This window comes from Streptomyces sp. NPDC017940 (assembly GCF_044328435.1).
Taxonomy (GTDB): Bacteria; Actinomycetota; Actinomycetes; order Streptomycetales; family Streptomycetaceae; genus Streptomyces.
The window spans coordinates 78,983-99,033 of the sequence record NZ_JBIRHJ010000005.1 but is presented as its reverse complement, the minus strand read 5'-3'; the positions used below and the strand labels follow the sequence as shown (position 1 = coordinate 99,033).

At 72.3% G+C, this 20,051-nt stretch carries 21 protein-coding genes; 14 read left to right on the top strand and 7 right to left on the bottom strand.

The annotated features are described in order from the left end of the window. Positions 1–4: 4 nt before the first annotated feature. A complete protein-coding gene (locus ACH4DX_RS18610; protein ID WP_398123415.1) occupies positions 5–1,204 on the bottom strand; it encodes a hypothetical protein in 1,200 nt (399 codons plus the stop codon). Positions 1,205–1,538: 334 nt separating this feature from the next. On the opposite strand from ACH4DX_RS18610, the gene ACH4DX_RS18605 reads away from it, so the two are divergent. Next, the gene (locus ACH4DX_RS18605; protein ID WP_398123414.1) at positions 1,539–2,051 is read left to right on the top strand and encodes a DUF1360 domain-containing protein; all 513 of its coding nucleotides are present in this window, start codon (positions 1,539–1,541) and stop codon (positions 2,049–2,051) included. 83 nt (positions 2,052–2,134) lie between these two features. Here ACH4DX_RS18605 and ctaD read toward each other — a convergent pair whose 3' ends face one another. Both ctaD and ACH4DX_RS18595 read right to left on the bottom strand, forming a co-directional pair. Continuing rightward, complete coding sequence (gene ctaD / locus ACH4DX_RS18600) at positions 2,135–3,868, bottom strand: cytochrome c oxidase subunit I (protein WP_398123413.1); 1,734 nt, start codon at positions 3,866–3,868, stop codon at positions 2,135–2,137. A 183-nt stretch (positions 3,869–4,051) separates the two neighbouring features. Further along, positions 4,052–4,498: a hypothetical protein gene (locus ACH4DX_RS18595; RefSeq protein ID WP_398123412.1), complete on the bottom strand. Its 447-nt coding sequence runs from the start codon at positions 4,496–4,498 to the stop codon at positions 4,052–4,054. 512 nt (positions 4,499–5,010) lie between these two features. Between ACH4DX_RS18595 and ACH4DX_RS18590 the strand changes: the two genes are divergently transcribed. Together ACH4DX_RS18590 and ACH4DX_RS18585 are read left to right on the top strand one after the other, a co-directional pair. Beyond that, the gene (locus ACH4DX_RS18590) at positions 5,011–5,673 is read left to right on the top strand and encodes an ANTAR domain-containing protein (RefSeq protein ID WP_398123432.1); all 663 of its coding nucleotides are present in this window, start codon (positions 5,011–5,013) and stop codon (positions 5,671–5,673) included. Positions 5,674–5,909: 236 nt separating this feature from the next. Further along, positions 5,910–6,038: an LPFR motif small protein gene (locus ACH4DX_RS18585; protein ID WP_398123411.1), complete on the top strand. Its 129-nt coding sequence runs from the start codon at positions 5,910–5,912 to the stop codon at positions 6,036–6,038. A gap of 89 nt (positions 6,039–6,127) precedes the next feature. Here ACH4DX_RS18585 and ACH4DX_RS18580 read toward each other — a convergent pair whose 3' ends face one another. Continuing rightward, positions 6,128–6,463, bottom strand: coding sequence for a hypothetical protein (locus tag ACH4DX_RS18580; RefSeq protein ID WP_398155906.1), 336 nt, complete (start codon positions 6,461–6,463; stop codon positions 6,128–6,130). A 392-nt stretch (positions 6,464–6,855) separates the two neighbouring features. Beyond that, complete coding sequence (locus ACH4DX_RS18575; RefSeq protein ID WP_398155905.1) at positions 6,856–7,719, bottom strand: hypothetical protein; 864 nt, start codon at positions 7,717–7,719, stop codon at positions 6,856–6,858. Positions 7,720–8,011: 292 nt separating this feature from the next. Here ACH4DX_RS18575 and ACH4DX_RS18570 point away from each other — a divergent pair, with 292 nt between their 5' ends. Continuing rightward, positions 8,012–8,248 (top strand): chaplin, encoded by a 237-nt coding sequence (locus tag ACH4DX_RS18570; protein ID WP_398123408.1) that lies wholly within the window; start codon positions 8,012–8,014, stop codon positions 8,246–8,248. Between the two features lie 155 nt (positions 8,249–8,403). Here the strand turns inward: ACH4DX_RS18570 and ACH4DX_RS18565 are convergent, their stop codons facing one another. Together ACH4DX_RS18565 and ACH4DX_RS18560 are read right to left on the bottom strand one after the other, a co-directional pair. Further along, positions 8,404–8,628: a 4-oxalocrotonate tautomerase family protein gene (locus tag ACH4DX_RS18565; RefSeq protein WP_398155904.1), complete on the bottom strand. Its 225-nt coding sequence runs from the start codon at positions 8,626–8,628 to the stop codon at positions 8,404–8,406. A gap of 105 nt (positions 8,629–8,733) precedes the next feature. After that, positions 8,734–9,942 carry an MFS transporter gene (locus ACH4DX_RS18560; protein WP_398155903.1) on the bottom strand — a complete coding sequence of 403 codons (1,209 nt, stop codon included), beginning with the start codon at positions 9,940–9,942 and terminating at the stop codon, positions 8,734–8,736. A gap of 74 nt (positions 9,943–10,016) precedes the next feature. Between ACH4DX_RS18560 and ACH4DX_RS18555 the strand changes: the two genes are divergently transcribed. From ACH4DX_RS18555 to ACH4DX_RS18510, 10 genes are all read left to right on the top strand, one after another. Next, positions 10,017–10,628 (top strand): TetR/AcrR family transcriptional regulator, encoded by a 612-nt coding sequence (locus ACH4DX_RS18555; protein ID WP_398155902.1) that lies wholly within the window; start codon positions 10,017–10,019, stop codon positions 10,626–10,628. A 168-nt stretch (positions 10,629–10,796) separates the two neighbouring features. After that, the gene (locus ACH4DX_RS18550) at positions 10,797–11,213 is read left to right on the top strand and encodes a heme-binding protein (RefSeq protein WP_398123404.1); all 417 of its coding nucleotides are present in this window, start codon (positions 10,797–10,799) and stop codon (positions 11,211–11,213) included. Positions 11,214–11,244: 31 nt separating this feature from the next. Continuing rightward, positions 11,245–12,258 (top strand): dihydrodipicolinate synthase family protein, encoded by a 1,014-nt coding sequence (locus ACH4DX_RS18545; protein WP_398155901.1) that lies wholly within the window; start codon positions 11,245–11,247, stop codon positions 12,256–12,258. Then, positions 12,255–13,229 carry a cyclase family protein gene (locus ACH4DX_RS18540; RefSeq protein ID WP_398155900.1) on the top strand — a complete coding sequence of 325 codons (975 nt, stop codon included), beginning with the start codon at positions 12,255–12,257 and terminating at the stop codon, positions 13,227–13,229. The genes ACH4DX_RS18545 and ACH4DX_RS18540 overlap by 4 nt, the downstream gene beginning before the upstream one ends. A gap of 576 nt (positions 13,230–13,805) precedes the next feature. Beyond that, complete coding sequence (locus tag ACH4DX_RS18535; protein WP_398155899.1) at positions 13,806–14,924, top strand: AfsA-related hotdog domain-containing protein; 1,119 nt, start codon at positions 13,806–13,808, stop codon at positions 14,922–14,924. 5 nt (positions 14,925–14,929) lie between these two features. After that, positions 14,930–15,931: a beta-ketoacyl-ACP synthase III gene (locus ACH4DX_RS18530; protein ID WP_398155898.1), complete on the top strand. Its 1,002-nt coding sequence runs from the start codon at positions 14,930–14,932 to the stop codon at positions 15,929–15,931. A 187-nt stretch (positions 15,932–16,118) separates the two neighbouring features. Next, positions 16,119–16,358: an acyl carrier protein gene (locus tag ACH4DX_RS18525; protein WP_398155897.1), complete on the top strand. Its 240-nt coding sequence runs from the start codon at positions 16,119–16,121 to the stop codon at positions 16,356–16,358. Then, positions 16,358–17,593: a beta-ketoacyl-[acyl-carrier-protein] synthase family protein gene (locus ACH4DX_RS18520; protein ID WP_398123398.1), complete on the top strand. Its 1,236-nt coding sequence runs from the start codon at positions 16,358–16,360 to the stop codon at positions 17,591–17,593. The genes ACH4DX_RS18525 and ACH4DX_RS18520 overlap by 1 nt, the downstream gene beginning before the upstream one ends. A 103-nt stretch (positions 17,594–17,696) precedes the next feature. Next, positions 17,697–18,407 (top strand): HAD family hydrolase, encoded by a 711-nt coding sequence (locus ACH4DX_RS18515; protein ID WP_398155896.1) that lies wholly within the window; start codon positions 17,697–17,699, stop codon positions 18,405–18,407. An 85-nt stretch (positions 18,408–18,492) separates the two neighbouring features. Further along, on the top strand, positions 18,493–20,019 hold the full coding sequence (locus tag ACH4DX_RS18510) for an FAD-binding oxidoreductase (RefSeq protein WP_398155895.1): 1,527 nt from the start codon (positions 18,493–18,495) through the stop codon (positions 20,017–20,019). Positions 20,020–20,051: the final 32 nt, after the last annotated feature.

The following is a 20,051-nucleotide window of genomic DNA, read 5'->3' as shown; positions in this document are numbered from 1 at the left end:
TGCCTCACTTCTCCCGCTGGGAGGGGTCGGGGTGCTCACCCTCGGTCTGCACGCGGTACTCGCGTCCGAACATCGCCCCGTGTTCGGCCATCACCCGCTCGCTGGGCGGCTGCTCACCGCCGTGGATCTGCTCCTGCATCTGCTCGAACCGCTCGTGCGCCTCGCGCACATAGCCCGCGCCCAGCGTGGTCAGATCCATCTGGGTGTCCAGCAGCTCGCGCAGGTAGCCCTTGTTCGGCTCGAAGGTGAGCACGTTGGGCAGCTCCGGCGCCAGGACCGACTCCGGCTCGCGCCCGTCGTGGCGGCGCATCAGGTCGCAGGCGTGGTGCAGGTGCTCGAGCTCCATGTTCAGGTGCAGTTCCCAGATCGCCTTGACCCGCGGGTCGCTCTCCTGCTCCATGAAGGAGTAGTAGAGGTAGCACTCGTTGTACTCGTGGTTGACCAGCTGCTCCCACCACGTCTCACCCGGGTCCACCAGGGACTCGTAGTGGGTGACGTGCTCCTCCTCGATGAGCCCGATCTCCTGGTAGAGCTGGCGGGCGATCGGCTCCATGTAGGTGGGGCCGGTGTTCATGTAGAAGTTCATCGTCTGCTGCTCCGCCGACAGGATCGTCAGCGCGTGCAGCTTGGACAGCGGGCTGGTCTCGTCCTTGGCGTAGGGGTCGCGGACGTTGTCGACCGGGTCGCGGTGGTGGAACTTCGTGGGCCGGCCCGGCATGACCTCGGTGAGGTTGTCGACGATCGACTCCGCCTTGCGGTGCTCGATCATCTCGTACAGGTTCGCGTACCGGTACAGGTGGTCGAAGTCCTCCAGGACCCCGAACTGGTAGGCCTGCTTCAGGTACGGGTCCGGCTCCATCCGGGCCACCCAGGCCGTCAGGTCCACCGCCACCTGCTCGTAGGCGATCGTCGTCTCGAGCACGGACGACACCCCGGGCAGCAGCCAGTTGACCGCCTTCTGCTGCTGGGCCTCGATGTAACGGACCCTGGCCAGCTGCCGCTTGACCTCCGGGTCCACCGTGTTGCGTGCCAGCTGGTGGCTGAACATGATCGCTTCGACCTCGATGCCGTTCATCGTGATGATGCGACAGCGGGTGTAGGGGTCACAGCGGTCCGGGTCGATCGGCTTGACGTCCAGCTCGCGCCAGCTGCGCAGCTGCCGGTCCAGCGGGATGCCCCGCTGCTCCAAAGGGTTGAAGGTCACGATGCTTCTCCTCGATGAGAGCGAGTGGGCGGAGTACCCCCGTAGCCGCGCTCCATGTCCGCCGCGTCCACCGGGTACCCGTTCGCCCAACCTCCCGCACCCGCGGCGGACTCCTTCCGGCACACGCCCGGTCCGCGGGCGGGGTGCACCGGATGGCTCAGACGCGCCCTGCGGCGGGGACGGCGGCGGTCCCCTCGTTTTCGTCCGCCCCGAACGGTTACCCGTGCCGCAGAACGGGACCCGCGCCGCGCGCACCACGCCGCGGCGAGCTGCCGCCCCCTCGCGAAAGGGTGAGACGGCAGCGGTTTCACAGCACTGACAGGAAAGGCACCACATGCAACGGGCCAAACAGGTGTTCCGGCGTGCGAGCAGGGCCTACTCCGGGGGTGAGGAACACCGGCTCGGCAATCACCTGGGGGCGGTGGCCGCGTTCGGCGCGTACGCCGCGGCCTGGGGTGCGGCCGTGCGCCTGCGCAGGACGGCGATCCCGGAGCGCCCCGAGCCCTGGGACATCCTGCTCGCGGCGACGGCCACCTTCCGGCTCAGCCGGCTGCTGAGCAAGGGCTCGGTCACCAGTCCCCTGCGGGCGCCCTTCACCCGCTACGAGTCGGACGGCGGCCCCGCCGAGGTCAGCGAGAGCGCGCGCGGGGGACCTCTCAGGTCGACCGTGGGCGAGCTGGTCACCTGCCCGTTCTGCATGAGCGTGTGGCTGACCACCACCCTCACCGGCGCCCGGCTGCTGTGGCCGCGGGCCACGCGGACCGTGACGGGCGCCCTGTCCACGCTGGCGGCCGCCGACGCGATGCAGCTGGGCTACGACTGCCTGGTGCAGAAGAACAGCGAGTAGCGAGCGGGCGGCGGGCAGGACCGGGGGCCCTGGCCGTTCGCCGCGCGTTTCTTCTTGCGGCGGCGAACGGCCAGGGCCCCGCCTCAGTCCTTCTCCTCGCCCGGGGCCTTGGTGGAGATCCCGTCGTCGGGCTCGATGGCGTCGCGCCGGCCGGTGGCGCGGGCCTGGTCCTGGGCGCTGATCCTGGGGTGGTGCAGGTCGAAGGCGGGGGACTCCGAGCGCACGCGGGGCAGGGTGGTGAAGTTGTGGCGGGGCGGCGGGCAGGAGGTGGCCCACTCCAGGGAACGGCCGAAACCCCAGGGGTCGTCGACGTCGATCCTCTTGCCGTACTTGGCGGTCTTCCACACGTTGTACAGGAAGGGCAGGGTGGACAGGCCCAGCAGGAAGGCCCCCAGCGAGGAGATGGTGTTCAGGGCGGTGAAGCCGTCGGCGGCCAGGTAGTCGGCGTAGCGGCGGGGCATGCCCTCGGCCCCGAGCCAGTGCTGGACCAGGAACGTGGTGTGGAAGCCGATGAACAGCGTCCAGAAGTGGATCTTCTCCAGGCGCATGTCGAGCATGGTGCCGGTCATCTTGGGCCACCAGAAGCTGAAGCCGCCGAACATCGCGAACACGATGGTGCCGAACAGGACGTAGTGGAAGTGCGCGACGACGAAGTAGGTGTCGGTGACGTGCCAGTCCAGCGGCGGCGAGCCCAGGATCACCCCGGTCAGACCGCCGAAGAGGAACGTCACCAGGAAGCCGGCCGCCCACAGCATGGGCGGCTCGAAGGACAGTGAGCCCTTCCACATGGTGCCGATCCAGTTGAAGAACTTCACCCCGGTGGGCACGGCGATCAGATAGGTCATGAAGGAGAAGAACGGCAGCAGTACGGCGCCGGTGGCGAACATGTGGTGGGCCCACACGGTGACGGACAGACCCGCGATCGCGATGGTCGCCCCCACCAGCCCCATGTAACCGAAGATCGGTTTGCGGGCGAAGACCGGGATGATCTCGCTGATCACACCGAAGAACGGCAGCGCCAGGATGTAGACCTCGGGATGGCCGAAGAACCAGAACAGGTGCTGCCACAGGATCGCCCCGCCGTTCTCGGCGGCGAAGACCTGGGAGCCGAAGCGCCGGTCGGCCTCAAGGACCAGCAGCGCCGCAGCGAGCACGGGGAAGGCCAGCAGCACCAGGACCGAGGTGAGCAGCACGTTCCAGGTGAAGATCGGCATCCGGAACATCGTCATCCCGGGGGCGCGCAGACAGATGATGGTGGTGATGAAGTTGACCGAGCCGAGGATCGTGCCGAACCCCGCGAGCGCCAGCCCCATGATCCACAGGTCGCCGCCGATGTAGGGGGTGCGCTCCCCGCCGCTGAGCGGGGTGTAGGCGGTCCAGCCGAAGTCGGCGGCGCCCTGCGGGGTGAGGAAGCTGCCGAGCACGATCAGCCCGCCGAACAGGAACAGCCAGTACGAGAGCATGTTCAGCCGGGGGAAGGCCACGTCGGGGGAGCCGATCTGCAACGGCATGATCGCGTTGGCGAAACCCGCGAAGGTGGGCGTGGCGAACAGCAACAGCATGATCGTGCCGTGCATCGTGAACGACTGGTTGTACTGCTCGGGGGAGAGCAACTGCAAGCCTGGGCGGGCCAGTTCCGCGCGGATCGCCATGGCGAGGAGCCCGCCGACGAGGAAGAACACGAACGACGTGATCAGGTACAGATGGCCGATTTTCTTGTGGTCCGTCGTGGTCAGCCAGCTGACGATCACCGCGCCCCGGCTGCGGCCCGCAACCGGGACGGGGGTGACGGACTCGGTTTCGGCGTGTGCGGCCATGGGGCTTCCCGGTGCGAGTACGGACAAGGACCGCGGCGAAGTACCCGTGCGCCACGGCCCCAAACGCTACGCTCACACCCCGTCAGCACTCCTGTGCGCGAAGGCGTTTCGCGCCCGCGGGGCCCGAATGCCGCGCGGCCTCCCGGAACGGCCCCGCGGCATGGCCGAACCCCTGCTCCGGGGTCAGCGGGCCGGGGCGTGGGAGCACAGCCGCGCGGTGCTGGTGTGGGGCAGACGCATACGGTGCGCCAGGCCGCGGGACATGCGCCGGGTGAGGCGGCTGTGCCAGGTGACGTCGGGGTAGCAGGCGCGCAGATGCGACACGGCGCGGGTGCCGAGGCCGCTGTCCTTCAGCGGCGCGGCGACGTCGACCTCGGTGATGACACCGCTCGCACACTGTTCGCACACCTCGTAGGTGAGCCGGCCGACCACGCGGCGGGTGTACACCAGCAGCAGGCTGTGCGCCCGGTCGGCGGGCGCGAGGGAGTGGACGATCCGCACGTCGCGGTAGGCCAGGAGCCGGCGGTGCAGCCGTCCCCGGCGGCGGCTCGACCGGGCGTGCCGGGGCCTCGTACGCCGCTGGACCACACGTGCGAAAGAGCCCGGCATCCATGCAGGTGTCTCAACCATGGAGGGCGGATACCCCCGGCATGCGGGGACAACCGCCCGGATCCTTTCGCCACCGGAGCAGGACCGGGCCAGCGGCCGCCGTGGGGGCACGCCCCCGGCGGGGACCCGTGCACCGGCCACCCGGCCGCACCCCGCCGCCTGCCGCGACAGCGCGGCCCCGGAACCGCACGCATCCCTGCGCACACACCCGCGATACCTGTTCGCAAAGCTTTTTCGGATGGACAGGAATGGCTCCGCGCCATGGAGAAACCCGCGTGGGCGGGGTTGGGAACACAGCCCCGGAGGGCTCCTCACCGTGTGACACGGTGAGGAGCCCTTCTTGATCCACGCGCTGCTCTTCGCCGAAGACGCGGCGCCGCCACAAACGCGCCCCGCACCCCGCACGGCCCCCGGGCGGTGCGCCCCGCCCCCGGCGTTCGTACAAGAATTCGGGTATCAGAGGTGTGTCATGGGACCGTACGCAACCGTGCGAAGCGGAGGGCGAGACGGACTGGGAGCAGTTCGCGCAGCAGATGGCGTCCCTGGCGCGCGATCTGCTGGCGCGCGATTCGGTGGAGGCGACGCTGGAGAGGATCACCGCTTCGGCCACCGAGCTGGTGGAGGGCTGTGACGCGGCCGGCATCCTCATCCTCCAGGGCGGCCGGGTGCAAAGCCTTGCCCCCACCCACCAGCTGGTGACCGACAGCGACCAGCTGCAACAGCGCCTGGGCGAAGGGCCGTGCTTCGACGCCGCGCGCGAGGCGAACGGCGAGCGGATCCTGCGCATCGCCGACCTCACCGGCGAGCTCCAGCGCTGGCCCGCCTACGCCCCCAGAGCCCAGGCCCTGGGCGTGGGCAGCATGATGGGACTGCTGCTGTTCACCGAGGACGAGGACCTCGGCGCCCTGAACTTCTACTCCCGCAAGCCGGGCGCCTTCACCCAGGCCAGTGAGGTGGCCGGCTTCCTCCTCGCCTCACACGCCTCCGTCGCCTTCTCCAGCGCCCGCACCCACGCCCAGCTGGAACAGGCCCTCACCACCCGCCACACCATCGGCGAGGCCATGGGCATCCTCATGGGCAGCCGCCACCTCACCGAGGACCAGGCCTTCGACGTGCTGCGCCGCACCTCCCAGGAGAACAACACCAAGCTCCGCGAGGTCGCCCTGCGGGTCTGCCGAAACGGCGGCCTGGACTGACCCGCTCCGGCGCCGCGGGGGCGCGGGGCTGCCGGGCCAGGGAAGGGCGGGGGCGCCGCGCCGCCGGGGCACGGAACGGCCCGGGGGGCCGGGACGGCTGTGCGGGAGTGAACCCGAGGGTGACCGGTCCGCCGTCGGCCCTGTTTCACCGGCCGGGCGCCGGGCACCTGCCCAGTGATCGGCCGTACAGCGGCACAGACGTTCCGGCGCATCGCGTTGGAGGACGGAGGTCCACCGTGTTCAGGGCAATCGCAGATGTTCTCCGGTCCATCGGCGGGGCCATCGCCACCGTCGTCACCCTGCCGTTCCGGGCGGTGGCCCGCCTGTTCGGCGGCGCATCGAGCTCCGCACACGGCCACCACTGAGCCGGTGCGCCGCCGGTGCGGCGCCGCGCCGGCGGGGCCCTTGCCGCCTCCCGCGACGGCAAGGGCCCCGTCGGCGCGGCGCGGCTGGGTCAGCTGTCCGCCAGACGCAGTGTGCCGATGCGGTCCCAGCCGCGGGCGGCGATGCGTTCGCGCAGTTCCAGTTCGGCTCCGGCGCGCACCAGCAGGCGCTGGGGCGGGGTCAGGCGCGCGGCGAGCAGGGCGAGGGTCTCCAGGACACTGGTGGCCAGTAAGCGCACGTCGGTGAGGTCGACGACGACCTCCTCGGTCTGCTGGGCCTCCTCGGTGAGGGCGAGGACCAGAGGTCCTCGGTGCACGCCGAGGGCTTCGCCGTGCAGTCGCACGCCGGGGTGGTCGGCCAGGGGGAGCATGAGCAGTTGGTCGTCGGCGAAGAATCCGCGCATCATCAGTCCCGGCTCCTCGGGGCACACCAGTGGAAAGACGGGGGAGCGGGGAAAGACCGGCCACGGCGATTCTCCACCCGGTGCTGTGTCACGGGTGCAGGCTCCCGCTGATACCAGCCGCTGGCGGTAGAGACCCCAACCCGGGCCCCGAGAGATCGCCGGAAGGCCGGCCGCTGCGCTAACAGCGACCCATCGACCACGGACTGCTACCACCCTACTCCTGTACGTGCCCACCCGACAGGCATATTCCCGGAAGTCCTCGTACGGTGCGCGGGGCAACTCCCGGGCCGTGCGGCGCGGGTGGGCAGCGCCGCCGGCGGGGGCCCCGAGCCGCTCCGTACACGACCGCGCCCGGCGGGCAGCCGAACGGGCCCGGCCCGTCGCGCGGGGGCGGGCTAGGTCCGGGTGCGGTGGGGCGGCAGACCCATGGGGTTGGGGAAGGGGATGGTGCCGGACGTGAGGACCTGGTCGGCCAGGACGGTGAGCAGGGTGAGGAGCCGGGCGGCCTCGGCCGGGGCGAGGGCGCGGTAGGGGTGGACGGCGAGGGCGTCTGTGCGGGCCTCGATGTGGGAGCGCAGGGCCCGCCCCCCGGCGGTGGGGTGCCCGCTGCTGTCCAGCAGTCCCCGCGCGGCGAGGCGCTCGGTGGCCGCGTGCCAGTCCTGCGCGGACCAGCCGCGGTTGTCGCGCAGGATCCTTGCGGGCACCCCCTCGCAGGCGGCGAGGAGCACATGGGCCTCGCACCCGCTCAGGCCCTCGGCGGTGAGCACGGCGACGTGCCCGTCACCGCGGTGTTCGCGCAGCGTCGTGGCGGCCTGCCACAGGGCGCCGACCCGGTCCTGCGGCGTCAGCAGGCCGCGGTTGGCGGCGAACAGCGGGCGCCCGGCCCCGTCCGCGCCGGCGACCGCCCGTTCCAGCAGCGGGACGATCTGCGCACTCGCCTCCGCCGCTGACGGCGCGGTGCGGCGCAGCGCCACGGCAGCCGCCTCGGTGCGGGTGCGGAGCACGGCCTTCGGCGGGGCGAACCCCCACGCGTCGGGGACGGCGCGTCGCACCATGGCGGGGTGGAAGTTGAAGAAGACCGCCTCCACCGCACCCGCCGCCACCGCTCCCAGCGGTGCGGCCCGGGCCGCGAAGTAGCCCATCCAGAACCCGCGCAGGCCAACCGCACGGTTGGCTTCGCGGCTCTCGGGTGCGAAGTACGTGAGCGCGTGCAGCGGTTCGAGGACCTGCCACACCGTACGGGCGAACGCTGCTTCCATGCGCTCCAGTCTCACAGGCCCGCCCCGGCCCCGTTCCTTGCCGGTGGTGTTTCAGGCCCCGCCGCGATGACGGTCCGCCGCTGCCGCGGGGGCGGTGCGCCCGGGCGGGCTAGCCGCGGTGCCCCGAAAGGCTGATTACGCGATTACCTGCCGTGGATGAGGGCCGGTCCCGGCATGTCCGGCCGCAGGGTGGGGCGTTGATGGATGCAGGAGCCGGGCGGGACTGCTCCGAGGTGCGTGACGCTGTGCGCCTTGCCCGGCGCCCACTGGAACATGAGCAAGAGGAGTGAGCATGTCCGTGAAGAAGATGGCTGCCGTTGTCCTGGGCACCGGTGCCCTCGTGCTGGGTGGCGCTGGACTGGCCACCGCCGACGCCGGCGCCTCGGGCGCGGCGCACAACTCCCCGGGCGTGATCTCGGGCAACGTCATCCAGGTCCCGGTCCACGTCCCGGTCAACGTGTGCGGCAACTCGATCAACGTCGTCGGCCTGCTCAACCCGGCCTTCGGCAACACCTGCGTCAACGACTGACGTACCCGTATCCAGGGCCCGGAGCGGGCCCCGCACGGCCACAGCGAGCGCGCCGCCGACCCTTCCCTTCCGGCGGCGCGCTCACGTACGCGGGCACCGCGGCCCGGCGCCGGCCGGTGCTCCAGGCGCCGCGCACGGGGCGGCCGGCACGCGCTTCAGGGGAGAGGGGGCCGGGGGGTCCGGGCGGGTGGTGCGGCGCGGTCGCTGGACAGGGTCCCGCCCCGGGCCCAGTGGTCGCGCTCGACATCACGGATGATCACCGTGACGGAGTCCGGGCGGCACCCGGTGACGGTCACCACCGAGGCAGTGATCCTGCGGGCGAGCTCGCGGCGCTCCTGGGTGCCGAAGCCGCTCCACCAGTCGACGGTGACGACGGGCATCTCATCGCTCCTTCACGGTCGGGCTTCAAGGATGTGTACGGGGTTGTCGGCGGGCGCCGGGCCGTCGGCGGGGCGCTGGGCGGCGGCGAGCCGGCGGCCGGGCGTTCAGCGGCTGAAGGCGGCAACGCTCAGCACGGCGCCCGCCGCGAAGACGGCCGCGACCACCCGGACGATGCCCGCGAAGCCCCAGTCGGCCAGCGAGTTCGCCAGCTGCGGGCCCAGGCTGGCGCCGATGAACATGGCGCAGGCGTACAGCGCGACGGCGGCCCCGCGCGCGCTGCCGCCCGCCGCCGCGACGGCCTCGACCAGAGCGGGGGCGGCGATGGCGATGCCCGCCACGAGCAGCAGGAGCACCGCGCCGAGCGCGACGGCGGACCCGCCGGCTCCGGAGGCGGCCAGGGCCGCGGCGCCGGCCAGGGCGAGCGCGGCGGGCAGGCGCACCCGGCCGGGTACCCGCCCCAGCGCACCGGCCAGCAGCGGCACCGCCACCATGGCGGGCAGCGCACCGGCCCGCAGCCACAGCAGCGCCCCCTCGTTGCCGGACACCCCGGGCGGACCGGCCAGGCTGACGGCGGTGTAGAGGGCGACGAAGCCGCCGAGCAGCGTGCAGGTCGCGGCGTAGAGCAGCAGGAGCCGGGGGGTGGCCAGCAGGCGCGGCATGGCGGCGAACGCCGAGCGCACCGTGGCGGCCCGGTCGCCGCCGTCGGCGGCCAGCACCCGCCGCGCGAACACCGCGGCAAGGGCCATCAGCGGCCCGAAGGTGAGGAACGCCGTCCGCCAGCCCGCCAGCGACTCCAGCGCCTGCGAGGCGACTTGCACCAGTACCGCCGCCGCCAGGAACCCGCTGGTCACACACGTCAGGGCGAAAGGGCGCCGCTGGGGGGCCACCGTGGTGGCGATGACGGAGAAGGCGGCCGGGGCGAAGGAGGCGGCGGCCAGGCCCTGCACGGCGCGCAGAGCACAACCCGCGGCCAGGTTCGTGGCGAGCGGGACCGCGAGGGTGGTCAGCGTGGTCGCCAGCAGCCCGAGGACGATGACCCGGCGCGGACCGTACCGGTCGGCCAGGGGACCGGCGAACAGGAACCCGGTGGCGTAGGCGAGGCCGAATCCGGTCGCCATCCAGGTCACCGCGCCCGGGGAGGCGGAGAAGGAGCGGGCCATCGGGCCAAGGAGCGGCAGCACGATGTACATCTGCCCCACGACCAGGATGCCGGTGACCGTCAGGAGCGCCGTGGTGCGCCCGGGCGGGCTCCACCCGCCACCCGCCGGGTCGGCGGCGGTGGCGGCCGGGCTCGCGGAGGGAGTGGTCGGCATGACACGAACGTACCGACCAACTAGTTGGTACCACAAGGAGGTTGACCCGGCCGGGCGCGCGGTAGCGTGCCCGCATGAGCAGGGACACAGCCGCCACCAGAGCGAGGCTGATCGCCGCGGCCCGCGTGGAGTTCGCCCAGCGGGGCATCGACGGGGCCCGGGTGGACCGGATAGCCCGGGAGGCCCGGGTCAGCAAGGAACGCATCTACGGCCACTTCGGCAACAAGGAGCGGCTCTTCGAGGCCGTGGTCGCCGAGGCGCTGGAGGAACACACCGCCGCACTCGGCACGCCCCGCGGCGACATCGGGCAGTACGTGGGGCGGCTGTACGACATGCACCGCGAGAACCCGCAGCTGCTGCGCCTGCTGCTGTGGGAGGCGCTCCACTACGGGGACGCGCCGCTGCCCGACGAGGACGAGCGCGCCGGGCACTACGCCCGCAAGAGCGAGGCCCTCGCCGCTGTGCTCGGCATGGCCCCCGGGCGGCAGGCGGCCATGGTGCTGCTGCTCACGATCGGGCTCGCCGCCTGGCCGCTGGCCGTGCCGCAGCTGGCGCGGACCGTGCTGGGCGGGACCGGCCCGGACACGGCGCAGGCGGCAGGGGACGCCCTGGGCGGCGGCGAACTGCGGGACTTCCTGGTGGACTTCGCGCGCCGCGCCCTGCCGGGGGCCGACGCCGAGGCGTGAGGACGGCGGCCGCACGGGTTCCTGGGACTCGGGGTCCTAGGAACGCCGGACCCAGGAAGAACTCGCTCTGGAACGTGTCGCCGAGGCGGGACACCGTGGGATCAACCGGCGCACTACGGGGGAGTGCGCCGGTTCCGCACACGACCCAGAAACCCAGGAGGACCGCCCGTGAGCTCCATCAAACAGGCCGAAGCCGTCGCCCGCGTGGAAGCGGGAGTGGACAAGGCCGAGGAGATCGGCGTCGACATGAACATCGCGATCGTCGACGAGGCGGGGCACCTGGTGCAGTTCTCCCGCATGGACGACGCCTGGCTCGGCTCGATCGACATCGCGCTGAAGAAGGCCAAGACGGCCGTCTACTTCCGGATGGACTCCGGCGGCCTGGGGGCGATCTCCCAGCCCGGCGGCCCCGTCTACGGCATCGAGCACAGCAACGCGGGCCTGGTCACCTTCGGCGGCGGGATGCCGATCACCGACGACTCGGGGAAGGTCATCGGTGCCGTGGGGGTGTCGGGGGGCAGCGTGGACCAGGACTGCGCCGTGGCACAGGCGGTCGTCAAGGCCGCGGTTCCCGCGGCGGGCTGAGGGGCGGGCACGGGGGGCGGGGAGCGCGGCCATGGGCTTGTTCGGACATCCCGGCCGGTGGGAGGGGGTCATCGCCTGCCCCCTGACGCCGTACGACGCCGCGGGGGACGTCGACGGCGAACGGTATGCGCAGCAGGTGGAGTTCCTGATCGCCTCCGGCGTCCCGGCGCTGTGCGCGCCGATGCACGTGGGGGAGTCGCTGAACCTCTCGTTCGCCGAACGGGAACTGCTGGCCACCCTCACCGTGCGGGCCGCGCGGGGCCGGGTGCCGGTGGTGGTGCACGTGAGCTGCCCCGGCACCGGCCACACGGTCCGGCTGGCCCGGCACGCGCAGTCGGCGGGGGCGGACGCGGTCATCGCCACCGCCTCCTACCACTGGGACCTTGGCGAGGAGGCGACGGCACGGCACTTCGAGGCCCTGGTCACGGCCGTCGACGTCCCCGTCATCGGCTACTCGCCGCCGCCCACGGCCGGAACCCCGCTGCCCGCGGAGCTGATCACCCGGCTCGCCCGGCGCCACGGGAACTTCCTGGGCCTGAAGGAGGCGAGCAACCACATGGCCACCTTCGGTGCGGCCACCCGCGCCGCCGGCGCGGCACGGCCGGACTTCTCCGTCCTCGGCGGCATCGAGTACCTGCTGCCGCAGCGGTCCCTGGGCGGGGCGGGGGCCTTCTCGATCTGCGCGCCGGTGGCACCGCGCCTGGTGATGGCGCTGTGGCAGGCGGCGCGGGACAGCGACCAGCAGCGGGCCCGGGAGCTCCAGGCGCGCATGACACGCCTGCTGGCACTGCTGGTCCCGCGCTACCCGGCCGGAGTCAAGGCCGCCGTCGCGATCATGGGGCGGGCGATGGGCGACGTACGCCTGCCCCTCACCCCGCTCACCGCGGCGCAGACGCACCGCCTGGCCGCCGCGCTCGAACAGGAGGGGATCACCGCGAGCGAACCGCACGGGTGGGACGCCGCCGCCAACGGCGCGCCAGGACACCTGCCCGCGGCCGGCACGGCGCGCACCGACGCGCAGCACGGGGAAGGGCTGGGGCCGTGACGGACACAGCGCCGCACACCGGGAGAACGGTGTGGGACAGGAAGAGCGTGGTGGCGCTGGCCGAGCGCTACCGGCGCTGGGGGCAGTGGGGGCCCGACGACGAACGGGGCGCACTGAACTTCATCGACGCCGGGGCCCTCACCCGGGCGGCCTCCCTGATCCGGCACGGGCGGGTCCTCTCGCTGGCCATCCCGCTGGACGCGAGCGGTCCGCAGAAGGGCGCCTTCGGGCGCAACAACCCGCTGCACTACATGGTCCAGGACGGCGGCGACATCGCCCTGGGGGCACAGGAACACCTCGCGGGGCTGCGCTACACCGACGACGGCATAGCGATGCCCTTGCAGTGCGCCACCCACTGGGACGCCCTGAGCCACATCTTCTACGAGGGGCGCATGTACAACGGCTACGGCCTGGCGGAGGTGACCAGCGCGGGCGCCGCCCGCTGCGGGGTCGAGCGCATGAGCGCGAGCCTCACCGGCCGCGGAGTGCTCCTTGACATCGCACGCTTTCGCCGCGTGGCCGCGCTCGCACCCGGTCAGGGGATCTCCGGCGCCGAACTGGAGGCCTGCGCCGAGGCGCAGGGCGTCACGGTCGGCCGCGGCGACATCGTGCTGGTACGCACCGGGCACCTGCGCGCCGCCCGCCGCGAGGGCTGGGGCGACTACGCCGGCGGCGACGCCCCCGGTCTCGCCCTGTCCAGCGCCCACTTCCTGTACGGGCGACAAGTCGCGGCGGTGGCCGGCGACACCTGGGGGGTGGAGGTGCGCCCCAACGAGACGCCGGACCTCTTCCAGCCGCTGCACCTGGTGCTCCTCGTCAACGCCGGTATTCCGCTGGGGGAGATGTTCGACCTGGAGTTGCTGGCCGAGGACTGCGCGGACGACGGCGTGTACGAATTCTTCCTCGCCGCGGCCCCGCTGCCCATCACGGGGGCCGTCGGCGGGCCGATGAACCCGATCGCGGTGAAGTGACATGCGTCACGGGCCAGGATGTCCTCGCCATGTTCTGCAAGGCCAGTACGGAAATGGAAGACGGACCGTCAAAAACCGTCGCGGGACGGCCTGTTGGCGGACGAGAGGTATCGCTGGATAAAAGGGATTCTTGTTACCCTGGCGACGGCAGCCACAGCCGTCAACGGTGGCCATCAGGGGGCACCGACACCGATCCGGCAGGGCTGTGAACGGGGCGACGGGGAGTTGTTGATTCCGGCCGACGGGGGAATCGGCGGCCGATCATCCGCATGCCGGTCAGTTCAGTGAATATCCGCCGCGGGCACAAGCGCACTGCGCGGGGGCCTGAATGACGCAATGCGGACACGCGTGCAGCGCAGGCGCCGCGACCTCGGCGCGTGCCACGTTCCGCTCTTCACGAAACGCGCAGCGAAAGAGCCCGCACGGCGAGGCACCGGAGCGCGCCCCTGCGTCAGGGCACGAGGCAGGGAACCGAAGAACGAAGGAACAGAAGAACAGAAGAACAGAAGAAGAGACGAACAGAAGAAGAGAAGAACAGAAGAACAGAGGCAGGGAACAGAACACAGGGGGAAGAACATGAAACTCTCGGGGCATGATCCCCGGCCGCCCGAAGCGGCTGCCGGGCTGAGCCACCACCGCACGGTGGACCGCACACTGCTCCACCGGCACCACCTCACCGAGGTCTTCCTGACCGACATCCGCCGGACCGGCGCGGACAGCTTCGTCGCCGCGGCGCTGCTGCCCGCCGTCCACCCGCACTACACCAGCCACTCGGCCCAGACATCCCTGCGGCACCTCGACCCGATGCTGCTGCTGGAATGCTGCCGTCAGGCCGAGACGGCCGCCGCGCACCTGTGCCACGGCGTCGACCGGGACAGCAGCTTCGTCCTGCGCAACTGGTCCATGGAGCTGACGGACGAGGTCCCAAGGGGCCTGCCCGGCACGGTGCCGGTCTCCACGGAACTGACGATGACCGCCCTGACCCACGACCCCCGCCACCGCGCCGGACGCCTCAGCGGACTCAGCTACGCCTTCACGCTGTGGGCGGCGGGCGCCCGCCTCGGTGACGTGCGCATGGAGGTCGGCTACGTGGCCCGTGAGGCCTACCGCGTCATGCGGCGCGGCAGGCGCACCGGCCCGCCGCCGTCCTCCGACACCTGCCCGCCCGCCGCCTTGGGCACGGCCCTCGAACCCGCCCGGGCGGGACGGCTGCACGCGCGCGACACCCTGCTGCTGGACGCCGTGGCCCGTGCCACCGGCTGCACCGCCACCCTGCGGCCCGCCGCCGACAACCCCAGCCTCTTCGACCACCCCCAGGACCACGTACCCGGAATGGTGCTGGTCGAGGCGGCCCGCCAGCTCGCCGCGTTCGCCGTGGCGGAAGGGGGCGCCACGGCGGAAGGCGCCGCCGGGGCGGGAGGGCGCGCAGTGCGCCCCGAGCAGTCCGTCATGGTGACCATGCGCGCCGCGTTCTTCGCGTACGCCGAACTGGACGCGCCCACCACGATGACCGCCCTGCCAGGACGTGAGCACCGCGTGGAGGTGACGTTCCGGCAGAACGGCGCGGACATCGCGACGGTGGAGCTCCAGCTCGCCGCGCTCACCGGACACCGGGGCACGGACGGCACGGACGGCACGGACGGGCAGGTCCGGGCCGTCGAGGCCGGCACCGCCGCGCCGGCGCGAGGGCGGTGACGGCCGTGGCACAGGCAGCCGTCCTGGCCGGCCTGGGGGCGTGGCTCCCGCCGGACGTGGTCACCAACGACGACCTCGCCGCCGTCCTGGACACCGACGACGAGTGGATCCGCACCCGCACCGGCATCCGGCAGCGCCACGTCGTCGCCCCCGGCGAGGCCACCAGCGACCTCGCCGTCGAGGCGGGCGCCCGGGCCCTGAAGTCGGCAGGGCAGGAACACGCGGACGCCGTGGTCCTGGCGACGAGCACACCGGACCGCCCCTGCCCCGCGACCGCGCCCGACGTCGCCGCCAGACTGGGTCTGCAAGGCGTCGCGGCCTTCGACGTCGGCGCGGTCTGCACGGGCTTCATCTACGCCCTGGCCACCGCCGCCGGTCTCCTGGCGACCGACGCCGCCGGCTCCGTCCTGGTGATCGGCGCCGACACCTTCTCCACGATCCTCGACCCCAAGGACCGCACCACCCGCGCCGTGTTCGGCGACGGCGCGGGCGCGGTACTGCTGCGCTCGGGCGGCAAGGACGAGACGGGCGCCCTGCGGGGGCTGACCCTGGGCAGTAACGGCAGCCGCAGCGAGCTCATCGAGATCCCCGGCGGCGGCTCACGCCAGCGCTCCACCGGCCGCCCCGTCACCGACGCGGACCTGTACTTCGCCATGCAGGGGCGTGCCGTCTTCGCCGAGGCGGTCCAGCGCATGGAGGGCTCCGTACGGCACAGCGCCGAGCGGGCAGGCTGGCAACTGGCGGACATCGACCGGTTCGTGCCGCACCAGGCCAACGCCCGCATCATCACCGCCCTCGCCGCGCGCCTCGGCGTGCCGGTGGAGGCCTTCGCCTCCAACATCGACCGCGTCGGCAACACGGTGGCCGCCTCGATTCCTCTGGCCCTGGCCGACGAAGTGACCCACAACCGCCTCCGGGTGGGCGACCAGGTGCTCCTGACCGGCTTCGGCGGCGGCCTCACCTGGGGGTCCATCGCCCTGACCTGGCCCGACCTGACGGCGGCCTGACCACCACCGCACCACGGGCACATGCGGCGGCACCCGTACCGCGGACCCGCACAGCGGTCCCGTACCGCAGACCCGCACAGCGGTCCCGTACCGCAACCTGCACATCGAGCCCGACAGGCACACGGACACACACAGACACACGGACACACACAGGCACACCTAGGCACACAGAAACACGGGGGAAGTCATGAGCACCACAGAACAGCGCATCATCACGGTCCTGGTGGAACAGTTCAAGATCCAGCCGGAGGTGATCGCCGGCGACATGACGTTCGGCAGCCTCAAATTCGACTCGCTGGTCCTCATCGAGCTGGGTCTGATCCTGGACAAGGAGTTCGGCATCGACCTGGACGCCGGGGAGCTCACCGAGGCGATGACGATCCGGCACGCCGCAGAGCTCGTGACGGCCAAGAAGACCGCGCGCTGATGGCCGCCGACGGGGGAGCGTTCGGCGCCGCCATCACCGGGCTCGGCCTGGTCACACCCGCGGGCATCGGGGTCAAGGAGAACTGGGACCGGCTCGGCTCGGGCCTGTCGAGCGCCGCCGCGGACGCGGCCCTCGCGGGCCTGCCGGTCGACTTCGGCTGCCGCGTCCCGCACTTCGACGCCGCGGAGCTGCTGGGCGGCTTCGAGGCCCGGCAGCTGGAGCGCTTCGTCCAGCTGGCGATCGTCGCGGCACGCCAGGCCCTGGCGGACGCGGGGTGGGATCCGGCCGGGTGGGACGGGGCGCGCGTGGGGGTCGTCCTCGGCAACTCGCTCGGCGGGGCCCACGCGCTGACGCACCAGCACACCGTCCTTGGCCGGGACGGGCCGCACCGCGTCTCGCCGCTGACGATCCCGATGTACATGGTCAACATGGTCGCCGGGTACGTCGCCCTCGACGTCCGCGCCAAGGGACCGAGCCTGGTCACCGCGACGGCCTGCGCCTCGGGCAGCACAGCGGTGGGCACGGCGCGTGAACTGCTGCGCTCCGGTGCCTGCGACGTCGTCCTGGCCGGAGGCACCGAGTCCGCGCTGACCCCCGCGGTCATGGCGGGACTGACCCAGATGGGCGCCCTGTCCAGGAGGACGGCGGCACCGGAGCACGCCTGCCGCCCCTTCGACGCCGACCGGGACGGTTTCGTCGCGGCCGAAGGCGCCGGTGTCCTGGTCCTGGAGCGGGTCGAGGACGCCCGGGCGCGCGGTGCCCACACGCGTGCCGTGGTACGGGGGTACGGGGCCGCCACGGACGCCCACCACGCCACCGCGCCCGAGCCCGGCGGCCGCGGCATCGAACAAGCCCTGCGGGCCGCACTCGCCGATGCCCGGGTGGCTCCCTCGGACATCGACCACGTCAACGCGCACGGCACCTCGACACCGATGAACGACGTGACCGAGGGCCGCATGCTGCGCCGGGTCCTCGGCACCCGCCCCGCGGTCACCTCGACCAAGGGCGTCACCGGGCACCCGCTGGCGGCCGCCGGGGCCCTGGAAGCGGCGTTCACCGCGCTGGCCATCGAGCACGGCAGCGTGCCGCCGACGGCCAACCTGCACCGGCTCGACCCCGCCCTCGACATCGACGTGGTCAGCGGCGCCCCGAGAGACATGCCGGTCGAGGTCGCCGTCAGCACCTCGCTCGGCTTCGGCGGGCACAACGCGGCCCTCGTCCTGACCGCCGCCTGACACCCCGGACCGGCGTCCACCGACCCCGCAACCTCACACCCGACCCACGCACCCGGCCCGCACACCCGGCCCGCACACCCGCCACCGGACAGGAGACCCACCCATGCCAAGCGGCCTCGACAAGATCCGCCTCGTCGCCCTGGACAGCGACGGCGTCCTGCTCAACGACACCTACAGCCCGGTGATCGAGCGCTTCGTGACCCGCCACGGCGGGCAGTACACCGCCGCCGTGGAGCGCGGTGTGTGGGGCTCGCCGCAACTGGCCGCCGGGCAGAACATGGCGCTCGCCTGCAAGCTGCCGTGGTCGGCGAAGGAGACCATCGCGGCCTTCTTCAAGGAGCGCGAGAACTACCTCACCGAGCATCCGGTACAGGTCAGCGCGGGCGCCGAGCAACTGCTCGCCACCCTGCGCGAGACCGGGGCGCGCGTCGTGTGCTACGGCGGGCGTGATCGCGCGTACACCTTCGACACCCACCTGGGCCACCTCGCCGGATACTTCGACGAACAGACCCCCTACGTCGACGTGAACGACTTCCGCCCGGGCACCAAGGAGATCGTCCGGGACATCTTCGGCTACGCCTTCGACGAAACGCTCTTCGTCGATGACATCAACCGCGTCGCCGAGGTCACCAAAGCCCTCGGGGCGGGCTTCCTCGGCGTGCCCGCCGGCATGCCGCACAACTTCCAGCGGGCCGAGATGGAGGCGACCGGCGTGCGCTACACCGTCCGCGACATCCGCGACATCGACCTGGAACTGCTGCGCAAGATCGACCAGGAACTGGCCGCGGGCACCCTGTGGGCGGGCCGCGACTGACGGCCGCACGCGCACACCGCCCACGCACACCGCCCACGCACACCGCCCACCGACCGGATCAGCACATGCACACGGGGGAACAAGAATGAACCACCACAAACCGCCGGCCGCCGCCCGCACGGTGCACCCCACGGACCCGCGCTACGGCGAACTCGTCTCGGGGATGAACCAGCGCTGGACCGCCCGCCCCGACCACGTCACGCTGGTGTCCACTGCCCAGCAGACACGCGAGGCCGTGCAGGAAGCCGTCCGCGCGGGCAAGCGCGTGAGCGTGCGCAGCGGCGGGCACTGCTACGAGAACTTCGTCTCGAACGCGGACGTCAAGGTCATCATCGACCTGCGGGACATGAACCGCGTCTACTGGGACCCCGCCCACCGGGCGTTCGCCGTGGAGGCCGGAGCGACCCTCGCCGATGTGTACGAGGAGCTGTACCTGGGCCACGGCGTGGTCCTGCCCGCCGGTTTCTGCTACTCGGTCGGCATGGGAGGGCACATCACCGGCGGCGGCTTCGGCCTGCTGAGCCGCCGGCTCGGGCTGACCGTCGACCACCTCTACGCCGTCGAGGTCGTCACCGTGGACGCGCACGGCCGGGCCCGGCTGGTCACCGCGACCCGCGAGCGCCACGACCCGCGCCGCGAGCTGTGGTGGGCCCACACCGGAGCCGGCGGGGGCAACTTCGGCATCGTCACCCGCTTCTGGTTCCGCTCCCCGCGGGCCCGCACCGGCGCACCGGGCGAGGCACTGCCCAAGCCCCCCGCCGAGGTGCTGCTCAGCTCCGTCGCACTGCCCTGGAGCGAGATCACCGAGGAGGACTTCACCCGGCTCGTCCACAACCACGGAACCTGGTACGAGGACAACAGCGCCCCCGACTCCCCGTACACGGCGCTCGCCGGATACCTGATCATGAATCACCGCCAGAACGGGACCATCGCCCTGATCACGCAGTCCGATGCCACCGTCCCGGGCGCCGCCGCGCTGCACGCCGGCTACCTGGCCGCCCTCACCGACGGCGTGAAGGCGGCCCCGCGGCCGCTGCCCGCACCGCGCCGGCTGCCCTGGCTGCGGGCGACCCGCATGCTCGGCACCAGCGTCACCATGCTGACCGACACCACCCTGCGCGGCGACCACAAGTCCGCCTGCCTGCGCCGCGGCTTCACCGACGACCAGGTGGCAACGCTCTACAAGCACCTCACCACCACCGACTACACCAACCGCAACGCCCAGGCCGTCCTGCACCCCTACGGCGGCCGGATCGCCGCCGTCGACAACGCCGCGACCGCGAGCTCCCACCGCGAGACGGTCTTCAAGCTGCTGCTCCAGACCTTCTGGAGCGACCCCGCCCAGGACGCGGCCAACCTCGCCTGGACCCGGGGGATCTACGGCGACCTGTTCGCCGCCACCGGCGGCGTGCCCGTCCCCGACCGGCGCACCGACGGCTGCTACGTGAACTACCCCGACACCGACATCGGCGACCCCGCCTTCAACACCTCGGCGGTGCCGTGGAGCACCCTCTACTACAAGGACAACTACCCGCGCCTGCAACGGGTCAAGGCCGCCTGGGACCCGCGCGACATCTTCCGTCACGCGCAGTCCGTACGGCTTCCCGGCTGACCGCGTACCCCGCCCCGGCGCCCGGGCCGGGG